This is a genomic window from Streptomyces sp. NPDC003011, from assembly GCF_053591515.1.
In genome coordinates this window covers 1-15873 of the sequence record NZ_JBSFTY010000137.1, presented here as the reverse complement: position 1 = coordinate 15873, position 15873 = coordinate 1, and the positions used below count along the sequence as shown (strand labels likewise).

At 68.4% G+C, this 15873-nt stretch carries 12 protein-coding genes and 2 pseudogenes; 3 read left to right on the top strand and 11 right to left on the bottom strand.

Translation table 11 applies throughout. From position 1 onward, the window contains the following. Nucleotides 1-349: 349 nt before the first annotated feature. Both ACWD0J_RS39240 and ACWD0J_RS39235 read left to right on the top strand, forming a co-directional pair. On the top strand, nt 350-1273 hold the full coding sequence (locus ACWD0J_RS39240) for a hypothetical protein (RefSeq protein WP_451500654.1): 924 nt from the start codon (nt 350-352) through the stop codon (nt 1271-1273). A 260-nt stretch (nt 1274-1533) separates the two neighbouring features. Continuing rightward, entirely contained in the window at nt 1534-1761 is a 228-nt protein-coding gene (locus tag ACWD0J_RS39235; RefSeq protein WP_451500653.1) for a hypothetical protein, read from the top strand. A gap of 17 nt (nt 1762-1778) precedes the next feature. Here ACWD0J_RS39235 and ACWD0J_RS39230 read toward each other — a convergent pair whose 3' ends face one another. The 7 genes from ACWD0J_RS39230 to ACWD0J_RS39200 all read right to left on the bottom strand — a co-directional run bounded on the left by ACWD0J_RS39230 (nt 1779) and on the right by ACWD0J_RS39200 (nt 7921). After that, entirely contained in the window at nt 1779-3125 is a 1347-nt protein-coding gene (locus ACWD0J_RS39230) for a hypothetical protein (RefSeq protein WP_451500652.1), read from the bottom strand. A gap of 123 nt (nt 3126-3248) precedes the next feature. Further along, the gene (locus ACWD0J_RS39225) at nt 3249-3575 is read right to left on the bottom strand and encodes a helix-turn-helix domain-containing protein (RefSeq protein ID WP_451500651.1); all 327 of its coding nucleotides are present in this window, start codon (nt 3573-3575) and stop codon (nt 3249-3251) included. Then, nucleotides 3575-4693 (bottom strand): tyrosine-type recombinase/integrase, encoded by a 1119-nt coding sequence (locus tag ACWD0J_RS39220; RefSeq protein ID WP_451500650.1) that lies wholly within the window; start codon nt 4691-4693, stop codon nt 3575-3577. The genes ACWD0J_RS39225 and ACWD0J_RS39220 overlap by 1 nt, the downstream gene beginning before the upstream one ends. Nucleotides 4694-5082: 389 nt before the next feature. Next, nucleotides 5083-5685 carry a hypothetical protein gene (locus ACWD0J_RS39215; protein ID WP_451500649.1) on the bottom strand — a complete coding sequence of 201 codons (603 nt, stop codon included), beginning with the start codon at nt 5683-5685 and terminating at the stop codon, nt 5083-5085. A 67-nt stretch (nt 5686-5752) separates the two neighbouring features. Next, nucleotides 5753-6478, bottom strand: a complete 726-nt coding sequence (locus ACWD0J_RS39210) for a GNAT family N-acetyltransferase (RefSeq protein ID WP_451500648.1) — start codon at nt 6476-6478, stop codon at nt 5753-5755. An 80-nt stretch (nt 6479-6558) separates the two neighbouring features. Further along, the gene (locus tag ACWD0J_RS39205) at nt 6559-6909 is read right to left on the bottom strand and encodes a hypothetical protein (RefSeq protein WP_451500647.1); all 351 of its coding nucleotides are present in this window, start codon (nt 6907-6909) and stop codon (nt 6559-6561) included. Then, a complete protein-coding gene (locus ACWD0J_RS39200) occupies nt 6902-7921 on the bottom strand; it encodes a recombinase family protein (protein ID WP_451500646.1) in 1020 nt (339 codons plus the stop codon). Before ACWD0J_RS39200 ends, ACWD0J_RS39205 begins: the two co-directional genes overlap by 8 nt. 680 nt (nt 7922-8601) lie before the next feature. Here ACWD0J_RS39200 and ACWD0J_RS39195 point away from each other — a divergent pair. After that, on the top strand, nt 8602-9546 hold the full coding sequence (locus ACWD0J_RS39195) for a pentapeptide repeat-containing protein (RefSeq protein ID WP_451500645.1): 945 nt from the start codon (nt 8602-8604) through the stop codon (nt 9544-9546). A 263-nt stretch (nt 9547-9809) separates the two neighbouring features. Here the strand turns inward: ACWD0J_RS39195 and ACWD0J_RS39190 are convergent. The 4 genes and pseudogenes from ACWD0J_RS39190 to ACWD0J_RS39175 form a co-directional block, all read right to left on the bottom strand. Beyond that, nucleotides 9810-12944: pseudogene (locus tag ACWD0J_RS39190) on the bottom strand (Tn3 family transposase). 294 nt (nt 12945-13238) lie between these two features. Beyond that, entirely contained in the window at nt 13239-13790 is a 552-nt protein-coding gene (locus ACWD0J_RS39185; RefSeq protein ID WP_451500644.1) for a YciI family protein, read from the bottom strand. 42 nt (nt 13791-13832) lie between these two features. Continuing rightward, the gene (locus tag ACWD0J_RS39180; protein WP_451500643.1) at nt 13833-15080 is read right to left on the bottom strand and encodes a hypothetical protein; all 1248 of its coding nucleotides are present in this window, start codon (nt 15078-15080) and stop codon (nt 13833-13835) included. Further along, nucleotides 15062-15448 (bottom strand): annotated as a pseudogene (locus ACWD0J_RS39175) (helix-turn-helix domain-containing protein); the annotation flags it as partial. The gene ACWD0J_RS39180 and the pseudogene ACWD0J_RS39175, both read right to left, overlap by 19 nt. Nucleotides 15449-15873 lie beyond the last annotated feature (425 nt).

The window sequence follows — 15873 nt, the reverse complement described above, 5'->3', positions numbered from 1 at the left end:
AGCTACCTCGCCGGCCTCTATCTCCGCGCCTCCATGATCTGGATCAACGACCTGCTGAAGGCGACTGATTGATCACGACATCACACAGGCCCTAGTCGGCTGCGGCCTCGTACTCGCAGGGTTCCTCGAATTGCACGGTCAGCGTGTAGAGCCGATCACGCACTGGCGCACCCCTTGCATCGAATAGTGACGCGAGGTTAGCGGAGGCGAGCGCCAGGCGCCGAAGAGTGCCCACGCGATCGGAATACCGCGTCAGGCTCGTTGACGAGCATCACCAGGAGGGTGACTTGGTCGGCTCGCGAATGTCGTAGTCAGATGCACCCAGTCCCGTCCCGGTACGGTGCTGGACATGCGCGAGACTCCCCAGGCCTCCGGCGACCGCCACAGGACGGGACGATGGCAGCCAGTCAACGTCCTCTCCCTTGATGAGGCTGCGGAGTTCGCTCGTACGGCCAGGATCACGCGCAGCGCCCAGCGCGAGTACATGGCCACGCACATCGTCTCCGAGGAGACCGCCGAACAGCAGGTCCGCCAGCTCGTGGAGCGCATCCTCTCCACAGGCCGCCTCGCCCGGGAACAAAGCGGCACCATGCTGCGGGCCCGCAGCCACAAGGCCGACGGGGAAGCCCCCTATTCCTTCCTCCTGGACCCGGCGACCGGGTACGTCATTGGCTACCGGGGACCAGCCACCTCCTGGTTCGACGAGGTCCACGTTCCGATCGAAGATCTGCTGACGGAGATCGATGAACGGCACCGGCAGGAAAAGGAGAAGGCGGAACGGCGGACCGCCCACGAGCAGCGGATGCGCGAACAGCGGGAGGCGGCCGCCGACCGCCAGGCCCGTACAGCCGAACTCGCCACCCAGTGGCCGCAGCTGCCCCAAGGCCAGTACGACCGCGGTGGGAACCCCGCGCCGCCGCCGCGCCCGCGGCGTCCACTCACCGACGAGGACCGCATCCGCTGCGTCGGCCGCCTGCCCCATGTCGTGTTCCATGCGGACGCACTCAACAGCACATACTTCCGCGATGTCCCCCCGCAGAACCGGTGCGAGGCTCTGCATCGCGTCCTGGACGTCCTTCTGCGCGCCCCGAGCAAGGGCACAGTACACATCGGCAGCGACTCGATCACCGTGACCGGCAAGAGGGTCACCATGACGCTCACCCCGGACTGCGCCATGGTGCGCACCCTCAACCCGCCAAGGCCGGGCAACAAGAACGAGCCGCCGCGATATCGGGCCGCCCAGTGGACACGGGCCCGCGAGACGAAGCAGTGACACGGCATTTCACCGCCTCCACCCCCGGCCGCCGGTGCCCTGCGCCCACTGCGTGACCCGGACGCGCCGGAGATGGACGAAGACGAGGACGAGTACGGCCTTGGGACTGGTGGGCTCGCATGTTGAGGTGTCGCGTATTCCAGGCCGGATGGCCGTAGTTGGTCACTTTCGGTGATGAGAACCGTGTTCAGGGTCCGGCCTTGAGCAGGTAGGTTCGTCCGGTGGTGCGTTCGAAGCACTTCTAAAGGGGGAGACCGCCGGTGGACGTTGTCGCGATCATGGAAGCGTTGGCCGAACAGGGCATAACGGTGCTGATCAAGGCTGACGCCGAGCGGATGGCAGAGAAACGTAAGCCGTGGACCTTCGTAGCCAGCGGGGCCCCGCTGCGTGAGGACGTCCTTGCGCGAACCGATGCCGCGTCGGTGGAGCAGTGCCTCGCAGCGTGTTTGCCCCGCCTGCGCGAGCTGGGCTTTTCGTTCCCTGAGTGAGGGAGCGTCGTCGCGGTTCACCGTGTGTGGTCGCCGGGGGCGTATCGGCTCCAGGTTCCTCCGGCTTCGGTGACCAGGCGGGTGGCTGTCTTGTCGTGGTAACCGAGGGCCTTCGCGATGACGGGGGCCGGGGCTTGGAGGACGAGCTGTCGGATTGCGGAGGTCCTGCCGCGCTGCGGCGGGACGCCGATCTCGCGCAAGTGGACTTGAAGGCTGACCGGGTTCATCGGCTGGCCGGGCTGGCGTCCAGGGAAGAGCCACTGTGAGCTCCTGCTGCTGGCGTAGGGCAGGTGCTGGCAGGACTGGACGTATGCCCGCATGAGGTCAGCGACGGGCTCCGGAAGTGGGGAGGGAGGGTCTCCCAGCCGGACGGTGACGGTGGTCCCGTCGTCGATGACGTCGTTCGCGGTGAGGCGGACGATGCGGGTGACGGGTTGCGCGTAGAGGAGAACGAGTGCGGCGGCGATCCGGGCCCGTAGGGGCAGGGAATCGTCGTTGAGGACCCGCCGAAGAACGGCGAGTCGGTGGTGCTGGTGCAGGGGTGTTTGGTCCTGGTTGACGACCTGGGGTGGCAGGGCGAGGCGGGGCATGCGGCCCGTCTTCATGCACCAGCGCAGGAACGTCTGGGCCGGGCGACGGGTGGCCAGCTTCTCGGTGTGCCAGGCATCGAGGTCAGCCTGCTGGCAGTGTTCGATGGTGCGGCCTCGGTCGGCGAGCCGAGTGAGGAATGCGCCGGCTTGGGTGATCTCCTGTTTCGTCTGGTTGGTCTGGGAGCGTCCCAGCGGTCCCTTCTCCGCCTTGCTCCGCAGCCGCCGCATCTGGTGCCAGGTGGCGAAGTGCTGAAGAAGCCGCCGGTGTGCGGGGTCCTCGATGATGGCGAGCCGCTCGGCCAGCCAGCGCTGATAGAGCAGAAGCTGCCGGTCGACGCGTGACAGGACACCGCTGTCCATCAGCAAGTCACGCAGGTGGACGACGGTTCGCCAGGGTGTTTCCTGGTGCAGCCCGTCGTGGGTGAGCGGGATGCTGCCGGCGGCCAGGCCCCGGAGGAGACGGACGACATTGGGGTTGCGGAGCCAGATCAGGCGGCTCTTGGGCCGGTCCATCTCCAGCAGGGAGGTGACCAGTGGTTGCAGCGAAGCGGCAACGTGCCCTGTGCCGTCGTCGAGGAGTCGGCCGAGGGTGTCGGAAAGGGTGCAGCGTTCGCAGAGGCGTCCGCCGAGGAGCAACCCTTCGAAGCCGCAGCGGTCGCAGAAGAAGTCGCGGACAATGCCCGCGCAGTCGCGGCAGATCGGCGTGCCGGTCGCGTCCCGGCCCGGCAGCAGCCGGTCGGCTCGGCAGCCGGGGCAGCAGCCGCGGACACGCATGGCGCGGTCGTAACAAGTCCGGCAGATCGGCCCATCCGACCACTCGGCGGACTTCGAGGCCCGACGGCCGCAGCGTGCGCAGTCGCGGATCATCCACCGCTCGTACTCCTCCGGCGTCACGGCTCACCCCTCCGGCGTCAACCGGACCCGCGTGGGTCGCCGGGCGGCCAGGTTGATCGGCGCTTCCCCTCCGGCCGCCTGGCGGGCCGGGAGGTTCTGGGCCGAGGTGGCGATCAGGTCGGCGGGCGTGCAGTCGAGGATGTCGCAGAGGGTGGCCAGCACCGGCAGGGACAGCCGCTCCGGCGTGCCGGAGACCAGGCGGTGAACCTGGGAGGAGGACAGCGTGATGCCGCGTTCGATCAGGTGCGGCATGAGCTCGGCGACGGTGAACATGCCGCGGGCGGCCATCAGCTCGCGCAGGCGCCATCGGTAACTGATTTGGCGTGGCATCAGGAGGTCCTTCCCGGCCGCAGAGCGGCCTCGACGGTGGCGTCCAGGACGCGCCGCAGGGAGCGGGTGCGGAAGTCGGAGGAGACGCAGGTGTAGATCGCGGTGGTGGAGGCGTGGTCATGGCCAACCTGCTGTTGGACGAACAGCGGGTCGTGGCCGTCCTCGATCAGGTGAGTGATGTACGACCTGCGCAGCGAGTGGAACTCCAGCGCGGGGTCCAGGCCGACGGCGTCCCGGTAGGCGGCGAAGCGGGAGTCCAGCCGCTGGAGCCCGATTCGCGGGCCTCGCTCCGAGGGCCAGAGGGCCCGGCTGGTCGAGTGCCGCATCCCGGGCCGGACCTCGCTGATCCATTCGTCGACGGTACCGGGTGTCCAGTGCCAGACGGTCAGCACGCTGCGACGCTTGGGCGGCGAGCCCTTCTTGGCCTTGCCGTAGCGGACGAGCAGGGTGCCGTACTCGCCGAACTCCCGGCCCTCCGGGTTGCGGCCGAAGTCGGTGAGATTCAACATTCGGGTCTCGTTGCGGCGCAGGCCGTAGGCGTACGCGGTCTTGAACAAGGCGGCGTCGCGGAAGGCGGGCAACCAGCCCTTGCGGCCCTTGCCGCGGACGCGCAGGACTTCCTCGTCGGCATGGTCGAAGAACGCTTCCAACTCGGGCCTGGTGAAGGCCCGGCGTTCCGGCTCCCCCTCAGCTTCATCGGCATGTGTCGCGGCGTTCCAGTCGTAGACCACCTGGACGGGGTGGGTCCCGAAGTGCCGCAGGCACTCGTCGCCCCAGCCGTAGGCGGGGTTGGTCAGGAAGTCGCAGAACTGGCGCACGGAGCTCTGGTAGTTGCGCAAGGTGGAGCGGACGCAGCCGTGCACGGCCCGCAGATCTGCCGACCACTCGTCGACGTGCTGCGGCGTCCACTGCCACGGCATGGCATCGGCATGCCTGGTGAAGGCCCGGATCGTGCGTTCCTGGTCACCGACGTATCCCGGCGAGAGATTCCGGGCGAGCTGCTGGTTGCGCCAGCCCTTGATCATCGCCTCGAAGACCTGCTCGTCCGGCCGCAGCAACGGCAGACCGTCGATCAGGTGCAGCCGAGCAGATCCTGGAACGAGGCCATCCCCACCCATCTGCCATCACTCTCCGTCTATCGCATCTGACGCGAGAATTTCGCATCAGATGCGACTCGGGGGCGTCTTCGCAGTTCAATCGCTCGATGGAGTGAGGCCCGCGGACACTCGGCGCCGCAACCGCTAGCGTGCTTCCGAGGCCAACGTCCCTGATGGGGGTGGTTTCCGCGCGATCCCGGACCCACCTCCAGGAGGGGTGTCGCGTATTCGCATCCGATGCAATTGGCGTCGGTAGGACCAGTGGAACAGCCATTAGCGCTAAGCATTTGATCATGGATGCCGAAGACCCCAGCGTGGTGATTGCTGGGGTCTTCGTCGCGTAGTGGGTCAGTGGCCTTCGTCGGTCGGCCTCGGGGGAACATCGGTACAGCGGTTGGCGCTGAGACCGATCATGGTCGGCCTGGGCGCGGCCGACGTTCCTCAAGTCCGTGATCCTCCACGACGGACCGGGAGACGCGGGCGACTGCATCCCTGCCCGCGTCGAACGTGGCGTGGACCTCATGGAAAGCCAGGTCACGGCGTTCCTCGTCCTCCGCCGCCCGACCGCGCCACGAAGCGCGACGGATGCGTTCGACAAGCAGACGGAACTCGTCATTCAAGATGCGGCCGCAGACGTAAACCTCCTGCGCCGCGGCCGCCGCAGCGTCCGGACCGTTGAGCTGGATTTCGATCAGCAGCTTCCTCAGTTCCCGGACAGCATCGCTGATCTCCTGTTCAGAGAGCCGCAGGTTGCGGCTGGTGAACAGGAATGAGCTGGCGGGTCCGTCGACTGCTCCAAAGCCGACCCGGTGCAACGCATCGCCGATCGGCTCGGCTGCCTGCTGAAACAGCCGGTATGCCGCGCGCCGTTCCTCTCTGAGCTTCTGCGCGTGTTCTATTCGCCCGCAGTCGCGAGCCTGCCGCCCGGCAGCAAGGTAGGCGAGCCCCGCCGTTCCAAACGATCCGACGACACCGATTCCTGCGCCCGCTAAGGCGGCGATTCCCTGGTCCATGAGCGGCATCCTGACGCACACACGTGGTCGGCATCAGCAGAATTCTCCGTCCCGGTCTCGTCGTTGGTCAGTGTCGGGGGCGCCAGCGGGTGAAGACGCACTGGTCGTCGCCGGCGCCGAGCCGGAAGGGCAGGGCGATGCGGTCCAGGGGGAAGGTCTCGCCGGGGGCATGGGGAGTCCAGCCGCAGCGGGTGTAGAAGTCCGCCAGGTCGCGGTCGGCTTCGTAGGAGCCGTACAGCAGCATGTAGCCGAGCTGCTGGTGGACCTGCCAGGTCCGCTTGAGCAGGGTGGCGGCGATGCCCTGGCCGCGGGCGTGTTCGGCGACGGCCAGGCCGTGGATCTTGGCGACGAACAGGCTCAGTGCCATGGCCTTGTCGGCCGTGTAGCCGTTGTTCATGGCCATGTCGATGAGGGTGCCGGGGGCGGTGGCGGAGAGCACGCCGACGGTGCGGTCCTGCTCGTCGGTGGCGACCAGTGTCAGGGAGACGGTGGTCATGGCCTCGTTCATGGGCCGGTCGGTGAAGGTGCGGGCGGCGGCGTCGTGGTACGCGTTCGTACTGGCTGCGCCGAGCCCGGCGAGCATGGCGGAGGACGCCGAGCCGTCCTCGATGGCGGCGGCCAGGACCGGGATGATCCTGACGCCGTCGCCGGTGGTGGCCATCAGCGCGTTCGCCGCCTCGACGTCCTGGCCGCAGGCCCGGCGGATTCGGGTGCCGGCCGGGCCCTGCCAGCCCGCGCGGACGCGGTCGGCGGATAGCGGTGCCTGCCTGGCCTTCTTCGTCGTCTTGCCCATGATCGGGTTCCCCCTGTGGTGGTGCCGGCGGCGTACCGCCGCTGGTCCTTGAGGTGGATCTTGTCCCGGTGCCGGGTGGCTTACCGCCTCTTTCCGGTCGGATATTCCCCGTCGGGTTCGGAGGGGGAGACGAGTCGCAGGGCGGGGCGCTGTGGGGCGAACTCGCCGAGCTCCAGTGCTGCCTCGCGCCAGTTCGCGGCGAGCTGGAGCAGGCGTTCGCTGTCCTGACGGTAGCCGGGCGGCGGGGTGTTCGGGACTGCTGGCCAGAGGATGGTGGCGGCGAACCGGAGCCCGTGCATGGCGGCGGTCGCGTGGGCGTCGATGCTCCCGCCTTCCAGGCGCCGCAGCATGTCGAGCCGGGTGGCGGCGTCGAGGAGTTCGTCGTACACCTTCGCGTACTCCTGCGCGCGTACGGTGGCGAGGTCATCCACGGGAGGCACCTGCGGCATTCGGGTGGGGCTGGGACTGGAGCCGTTCGCGGAGGTCGATCTCCTCGGGGGTGAGCGGGTCGTCCTCGGGCCGGCGGATGCGGGCGGGCTTGGGCCGCAGCGGCAGGCCGTCATCCACCGCGGCGGCCTCGGCCTCGGCGAGCGCGCGGTAGAGCGAGGCGACCGAGGGGGACTTGCCCGCGTTCTTCCCGACCTTGATGGTGAGCTTCTTCGCGATCTCCGGGACGGGCACGCCCTTGTCCTTGAGTGCGACGGCGAAGGTGAGCATGTCGTCGTCGATGACCTTCGGCCGTCCGCCGTGGTTGCCCTTGGACGCCGCGATGACCTGGCCCTCCAGGGTCTTCTCCCGGATGTAGTTGCGTTCGATCTGCCCGGCGACGGCGAGCACGGCGAAGAACATCGCGCCCATGCCCTTGGGGTCGTAGATCCCGGTGAGCGGCCCGGTGAGGAGTTCCAGCTGGATGCCGCCGGCCTGGAGCTCGGCGGACAGCGTCATCAGCTCGGCCGCGTTCCTGGCCAGCCTCTTGAGCTCGTGCACCGTAAAGATGACCGGCGTCTCGGGCGCGGCTTCCTTGAACTGGTGGGCCAGCGCGAGCGCCTTCTCCAGCTCGGGCCGGATCTTGACGCGGGTGCTGATCTGCTCCTTGAAGACCTTGTGGCACTCGGCCCGGTGGAGGGCTTCGAGCTGGCTCGCCAGTTCCTGGCGGGCGGTCGACGTCCTGGCATACCCGATCCTCACCGGTCGTTCGGTGCGGGGCGCGGGGACGACGGCGAGAGCCGGTTGCTGCTTCCACGCGCGGCCCGGGAGCCGGTCGGCGGGGACGGGGATCTGAAGTTCCTCGCGGAGCGCGGGGACGAGGACGAAGCGGGGGGTGTGGTACTTCGCGGCGGTCTTCCCGCCCCGGGTGCGGCAGGCGCTGCCGGCGGGCGCGTCACAGTTCGGGCAGTCGTGACGTTCTACCGCAAGTGCGGCCTGATCGGGCGTCAAATCCATGGAGGCAGTCTCTCAGAAGTGCCTCGCACAACGTGCGGGTTTCGAGAGGGCTTTTGCGAGTGGCGACCTGCGGAAACGTGATCACCCGGGGGCCGTTCTCGGAACTCTCACAGATGGTCATTTGTGAGAGTGACGCAGTGTGTGGCTGTGGCCTGTGCTCGACCGAAGGAGAGTCGTGATCGAGTTCCGGCCGTGCGTCCGTGATCTCGGCTGCGGGCAGGCGTGGGAGGCGGTGTGGAAGGTGAAGCCGCGCGCGCCGATCGCCTGCGTGGAGTGCCGGCACCCGATGTACGCGAAGACGTCCCGGGCGGGGATGCGGTTCTTCGCCCACGCCCCGCACGCCCCGGACTGCGAGATCGCGCGCGAGGGGGAATCGGAGGCCCACCACCTCCTCAAGCTCGAACTCGCCTGGGCCGCGCGCGACGCGGGCGCCCACGCCGAGCTGGAGGTACGGACGCCGGACGGGTCCTGGCGGGCCGACGTGCTGGCCTCCGCCCCGGACGGTTCCTGGTGCCGACGGTGTGGACGCACCGCCAGCAGGAGCACGCCGCGCCGATCTCCCTGCGCTTTCGGGATCCCGCACCGGCACCTCCGGACTAGCCGACCCCAGCCCCCAACTCACCGTTACAACTTCGCAGTACCCGGCGCACCGGCCGTCCGCCGCCCGTATCAACGTCTTTATGGCCACCACACCGCGCCGCCGCTCCGGCCGCGCCGCTCGTCGCATCCGTACCACGCCCCGCCGCGCTGCCGCTCCGATCGGCTCCCGCTCCCCAGGCCGGCGCCGCCGCGCCCCCGCACCCGTATCTCCCGCTGTCAGGCAACCGGCCGTCCACGCACCAGCGGACCGGTGGACGCGCATCCAGCAGGCCGCCGGCACCCTTGCCGCCCTGGGCACCCTCGCCGTGATCGCCTTCACCTGGCTGTCGATTCAGCAGGTCAATAACGAGCACGTCCTCACCCGCGAAGGACAAGTCACCGACCGGTACAACGCCGCCGTCGGCAACATCGGCGACGACTCCCTCGAAGTCCGCCTCGGCGGCATCTACGCTCTGCAGCGCATCATGGAGGACTCCCCCCGCGACCAGCCCGCCATCGTCAACGTCCTGTCCACCTACATCCGCAGTCACGCGGCCAAGCCCAAGAAGCCCACCCCCGGCAGAGAACTGGACAGCGACATCCAGGCCGCTGTCACAGCGCTCGCCACCCGCAACCAGGACCAGGACGACACTGCCCTCGTCGACCTCCACGGCGCGGACCTGCGCGGAGCGACCCTGGGCAGCGCGGACCTGCGCGACGCCCGCCTGGACGGCGCGGACCTGCGCGGAGCGAACCTGTTCGACGCGAACCTGCGCGGAGCGAACCTGGACGGAGCGGACCTGCGCCACGCGCGCCTGGAAGTCTCGGACCTGCGCGGAGCGCGCCTGCTTCGTGCGGACCTGCGCAACGCGGTCCTGCACGACACGGACCTGCGCGGAGCGGGCCTGAATGATGCGAACCTGCGCGACGCGACCCTGGACGACGTGGACCTGCGCGGAGCGCACCTGTACGACGTGGACGCGCGCGGAGCGGACCTGCGCAAAGTGGACCTGCGCGGCGCGTACCCGAAAGGCGTGGGGCTGTAGCACACCGCCCGACGGGTGTAACGACGACGTCTGAATCAAGGGAACGGTGGGTCGTCGGCCAGGTAGTCGGACGGGGCCAGGAAGCGTCACGGTCGTAACGCTTCCTACCGCCTGCCTTACATACCTGACAGGCGAACCACTGCCCTGACCTGTGCGAACACACCTGTACCCCTAGATAACGCGGAAGGTCGTTGATCTCGTCCTCGGTGAGCTCGACGTCGTCCATGGCCCTCATGATGCCGAAGCCGCCCCGCCTACCGGGCTCACCCGTCCTGGCCGTCGTCGTCATCGTCGAGGTCGACGGCTTCCGGATCGCGCAGCGGGCGCAGTCCGTCGACCGGCTGGGAGGCGGTGAAGCTGTAGCGGCCCAGGACGTTCAGATTCTTGTGCTTGAGCGGGGAGAGCCGGGCCACGTCCTCGTCGCGGATCTCATGGCCCTCGGCGCGGAGCTGGGCCACGGCGGCGTCGATGTACCTCGTCGTCCAGAGCACCACGGCGTTCAGAACGAGACCCAGCGATCCCAACTGATCTTCCATCCCGTCCCGGTATGCCTGGTGGATGGTGCCCTTCTTGCCGTGGCAGATCTCGCGGGCCAGCTTGTGGCGGGACTCCTGGACGGTGAGCTGCTTGTGCATCTGGCGCCGGTAGGTGTCGTCCATGGGGTCGACGACGGCGAGCAGGTGCAGGGTCTTGGCGATCCGCCCGTACTCGGCGAACGCCTGCCCCAGCGGGGTCGGGTGGCCCTCGCGGCCGAACATCCGCAGCAGGTCATACGCCCTGACCTGGTTGGTGACCAGGGAGCCGGCCACCCGCAGCATGTCCGGCCAGTGCGTGATCACCTTCTTCACGTTCACCTTGTTGCGGGCGATGGCCTCCAGCGGCCCGTACCCGCCCGCCGCCTCGGCGCCGGGCATCTGGGCCTTCCAGAACCGCTGGTCTTCGAGGTCCTTGAAGCGCGGGGAGAACCGGTAGCCGAGCATCTTGAAGATGCCGAACACCATGTCGGAGTAGGAGGCGTTGTCGGTGGCGACCATCTCCGGCTTCACCCCGCCGTCCAGGTTCAGCAGCGCGTCCAGGATGAACAGGGAGTCACGCGGGGTGCCGGGCACCACCATCTGCCCGATGCCGATCACCTGGTCATTGATCGCGTTCAGCCAGGTGATGCCCTTCTTCTTCGCGAAGTACTTCGGCGACGGCGCGGCGTTGATCGTCCGCGTGGGCACGACGAAACGCAGGCCGTCGACGGAGGCCAGCAGGCCCTTGCCCCAGAACTGCACGATCGGCACCTTCGCCTGGGCCTCGATCAGGGCCGCGTTCGCCGCGGCGATGGTGTCGGCCCGCAAGTAGTACTGGTCGACGTGAACCAGCCGGGAGCGGGTCAGTGCCTCGTATCCCGGGTTGATGACCGGCGTCATACCGATGTTGCACGCCTCCGAGACCAGCAGCGCGACCATCGACGTCGTCAGGTCCTTCATCCGCGTCTTGCCGTCGCCCAGGTGCACGAAAGCGTCCAGGAACCCCGTCCAGCCGTGCACCTCGAACAGCAGGTCCGGCAGGTCGATCTTCGGGAGCATCTTCTCGACGCGTTCGCGCAGCCACTTCAAAGTCTTCGGCTCACCGAGCGCGTGGAGCTTCTCCACGTTCAGCTTCGCCCGGCCGTTCGGCTGCACCTCGATGCTGATCTTCGCGTCCGCGCCGGCCTCCTCCAGCCGCTCAGCCATCTGCCTCCACGTCGCGTCCAGGACCGCCGTCAGCTCCCCCAGGTGTGCTTCGGCGTCCTCATCCAGGCTCAGGCCCGCCAGGACGTCCTCGCGCACCGCCTCCCACCTCTTGCCCGCTAGCAGGCGGGCCCGCGGGTCGGCCCAACGGTGCGAGGGAGAGGCGAAGACGTCACGTCGCCGGAGAGCCCCGAAGAGCTGTTCCAGCACGCACACCACGTACGCGTCGCGGTCCACCGCCCCCTGCGGCAGGTCAGCGTTCGCGTACACCGCCTTGCGCCAGTGCGCCGGCACCAGCTTCTCGTCGACCTCACGCGGCAACAAAGGCTTCTCGCCCACCTTCCGCCGCGACAGCGCCGGGAGCCGCTGCACCCCGGTCAGAATCCGCCTGCCGGCGGGCGCCGCATCCAGCGCCTTCGACTCACCCAGCAAGGACAGGAACGGCTTGACCGTGTTGTAGCGCAGCGCCAGCGCGCCCCGCAGCGCGGCCTCGGCCGTGTCATCGCCCTCCGGCACCAGGCTCACCACCGTGACCGCCGCGCTCGACAGCGCCGCCCGGGGCGCCACCTCCTCCAGCGCCGCCCACAGCGCGGCCACATCGACGTCGCAGCCGGTCTGCTAGATGAGCTCCAGCTCCTCGATGAACACCGCCGCCGCCCTCGCCACCAGCCGCGACGCCTTCTCCAACTGCGGCAGCGTCGACAGGCGCTCCTTGTCCGTGGACCGCTTCGCGGCACTGATCAACCGGGTCGTCATCAGGATCTCGAACAAGTCCAGCGCGTCGTCGATCGCCTTCGCCTCCAGATGACGCATCACCGCGGTGAGCATCGCCGTGCGCTTCGGCTCCGAGGACCTCTCCAGCTTCGCCGCCTTGGTGCCCAGCCCGTAGCGGGCCAGCGCGGACAGCCGGTTCGGCGGGATCTTGTCCAGCTTCACCCGCCCCAGCTGGAAGGCGGCGATGTCCTCGACCCGCTGCAATGCGCCCTTCATCGCCGTGCCCGTGGTCCGCGTCGGCGGCCGGCGCATCCGCTCCAGCTCCGAATACCGCTTGCCCTCCGGCGTCTTCAGCGTGGCCACCAGGTCCCCGGACAGCGCAGCATCCGCCCGCCGGACTTCCTTGGCAACCGTAGCGTGCAGCCGTTCCTCCGCCATCCTGCGGACCTCGGCGACCTGCCGGGCCAGCACGCTCACCCCGGGCAGCAGCACCCGGTTGCGGCGCAGCCAGCCCACCGAGTGATCGAACAGGGCCTTCGGCCCCTCGGCGTGCGCCGTCCACGCCCGCCCGTGCAGGAACGCCCGGAACTTCCGGCCCTGAGCGTGGTCCTCGTACAGTTGGTAGCTGTACGCCTCACGTATCTCCCACGCCTGCTCGTACGCCGTCATCTGCCGCTCGGTGTACCGCTTGATCTGAGAGGCATCCTCGATCTCCAGCTGTGCGGCCAGGTGCTCCACCACCGGCCACGGCACGACCAGGGGGTCCTCCAGGAACAGCCCGATGTACCTCACCGTGCACATCTGGAGAGCGAAGCCGAGGCGATTGTGGTCACCCCGTCGCTTCGCGATCAGCTTCCGGTCCTCGTCATCGAGGAAGAAGAACCGTGCCAGCTCAGGTCTCGTCGGCTCATCCGTGAACGCTCCGAACGCGGTGGCCTGCTCATCAGTCAAAAATTCCACGGGCATATCGCGGACGTAACCAGCCACGGCGAACGAACGTGGATCTTCCGCCGAACACCCCCGGCGAGCCGATCACGTGTGCTAGGCGACCAAGATCAAGTACTTAGCGCTAATGGCTGTTCGGTTGGTCCCCAAGGCCGGAGATCCCCGTGCGTTCAGGGAAACTGAAGGCCCTTCAGCGTGAACCCACGGGTCCACCGGTGTGCGTCATGCCTATGCATCCGTGGGTTCGCGTGAAACACGAGGATGCTGTGCGATCCAAAGGGCTTCGGCGGTGACGTCGGCCTGGACGTCCAGGGGTCATGACGGCCGCCCGCCGAACTGCCAGTTGTGCACCTCAATGTCGGCGTACCGGTCCGGGGTCAGGATGGCGCGTGCCGTGTCCGGGTCCGGCGCCCGGACCAACGCAGCCGTGCCCAGCCAGGTTGCGCCGTTGTCGGACAGCAGTGGCCCGTAGGCGATCAGCTCGTCCCGGTCGGGCGGCACCGCGAGGTCGGCGGCCTGCCCCGTGCCGAGGCCGACCACCAGGTAGCGGTTGCCGCCGGTCCGACCGCCGGGGAAGTCCCACATGGTGCGCCCCAGAGTGTTGCGCCACCGTCGCAGCAGCACGTCCCGGTAGACGCCGGCTTGGTAGCCGGGCTCCTCGAAGGCGAACGCGCGGGCGGCGACGGGATCGGGCAGGTCCACGATGTGCACGCTTCCGGTGGGTGTGTCGCCGTCGTCGGCGAGGGTCGGGCCCCGGGCGATCATCTCTTTCGCGTACTGGTCCATATATGACCAATGCTCTTCCAACAGCTCGTAGCGTAGCGGCAGGGAGCCGGGCCGGTCGCGGTGGTAACAGAGGAACTCCATGCCCAAGGATCTCTTCACGGAGGTGACCAGGTCGAGCGGGTTTCACTGCGGTGGCTGCTCGGCGGCCTGTTCCAGAAGGGCCCGTGCGGAGTCCGCGTAGCGGATCGCGGTCTTGTCGGCCATGCCGAAGACCTCGGCGAGGTGGAGCGCGTCGGGACCGTGGACGAGGGCTTCTTCGAGTTGACGGTCGATGCGGAGCCGTTCCAGCGTCGCATCCTGCCCGCGCATCGCGGCGCTGATCCAATGGTTGCTGGCGCGACTGGTCTTGGTAGCGGTCTGGTTGTTGATCAGCAGGTGAAGGTTCGCGGTGTTCGGCCACCGGCTCCGCCGGTGCTCCAGCCAGTCCAGCAGCAGTTTCATGGTGAGGTCGTCGAGCGGGCGGACGCGGCCGGCGATGGTCAGCCGGCGGTTGCCGATGTCGAGGTCGTCGAGCATGAGGGTGCCTATCTGGGCGACCCGGGCAGCGTGAACCGCGGCGAGGGCGAGGATCAGGCGCGCGGCGGGAGTGGCGGCGGCTGCGACGGAGCGATCGATCTGGCTGGGCGCGAGCGGCTGGAGCACGCTGTACTCGTTCTGGCCGACCTTGATGCCACCGGTGGGGTTGCGGAAGATCAGGCCGGACCGCTTGGCCCAGGTGAACAGCGAGCGCAGGGCGCCGAGTTGGTCCCGGCGGTGGTGGCCGTGCAAGGTCTTGAGGTGGGTGAGGACGTCCTCGCGGGTCACCTCCCGCAGATGGTCGTAGCGGTCCGACCAGCCCAGCAGTGCCGGGCGGGCCCCGTTGAGGTAGAGCCAGACCGTGCTCTGTTGCCGGGGCAGGCTGCGGGGGCCGCCGTCATGCAGAACCCGGATCCAGCGCTCGGCCTCCGCCGCGATGCCGGGGGCGAGGCCATCCAGGCGCTCGGCGAGCCAGCGTTCGAAGGAAGGCTCGCTGTCGTCCAGGAAGATCCCCATCTCCTCAAGGACCGTGGCCGTGTGTCCGAACCTCAGATCGAGGGCCCTGAGCGGGGTGAAAATCTCGCTGTAACGGATGACGTCACCCTCGACGTACTCGGTGAGCACGATGGCCAGGCCGCGGTTGACGGCAATGCGGATGCCGCGTTTCCAGCCCCGCGCCTCGGCGAGTTGGTAGGCGAGGTACTTCGCCCAGGCCAGCCACGGGCTGGTCAGATCGGCGGCGGCCGGGTCGAGCCGGCCGTAATCACGCGGGACCTGCCCGAACAGCGGCAGTTGCCTCCAGCCGGGACTCGGGCGCCAGGCCGGCGCGGGTGGCGGTCCGCAGGCGGGAACCACAGGTCACACTGGGCCAGCTCGCCGGGCTGATACGCCGTCCGCGAGACCGGATCCGCCGGCAGATAGACCGGCCGCAGTTCCCGCACCCGCCGCTTCAGCACCGACAACGACCGTTCCCAGCCGATACGCTCGGCGATCACCGTGGCGGGCATCCGCGGGTACTGGGCCAGCAGCTCGCGGATCGCCGGCTCCACCGCGTCCACGATCGAGCCCCTCGGCGCCCGCCGGTACTTCGGCGGATCATCGCTGGCCACAGCCCGCCGCACGGTGTTCCGAGCGATCCCCAGATGCCGCGCGATCCCCTTGATCGACATGCCCTGCGCACGGTGGAGCCGCCGGATCTCAGCCCAGTCCTCCACACCGATCACCTCTTCCACCTGACTCCCATGGAGCCAGACTGATCACTTGATCACGGAAGGGGTCACTTTTCATCGACCGATAGGGGGTCACGGTTCACGGAACGGCGACACGAGTGCTGCTTGGATCCGCCCCAAGCGGGGAGCTGGTGCCGAACAGTGCCGCCCGCCAGATCGCTACTGGACCCAGCACGATGACCCCAAGACCCCAGGGCTTCGTTTTGACTGGCGCACCCTGGTCAGACCACAAGGCAGACGAGAGCCGCTTCGACGTCCGGTGAACGCCCAGGCGAGCGACCCAACCCCAGATACCGTTCGACGCCGAAGGTTAAAGAACAAGCTTACTGACCTTCAAAGCGGGGTGTCGTGGGGGCTGACAGTTGATGATCCCGGCGGTATGCCGTCTGTATGAGGTACGCGCAGGGTGGCGGGCTGAC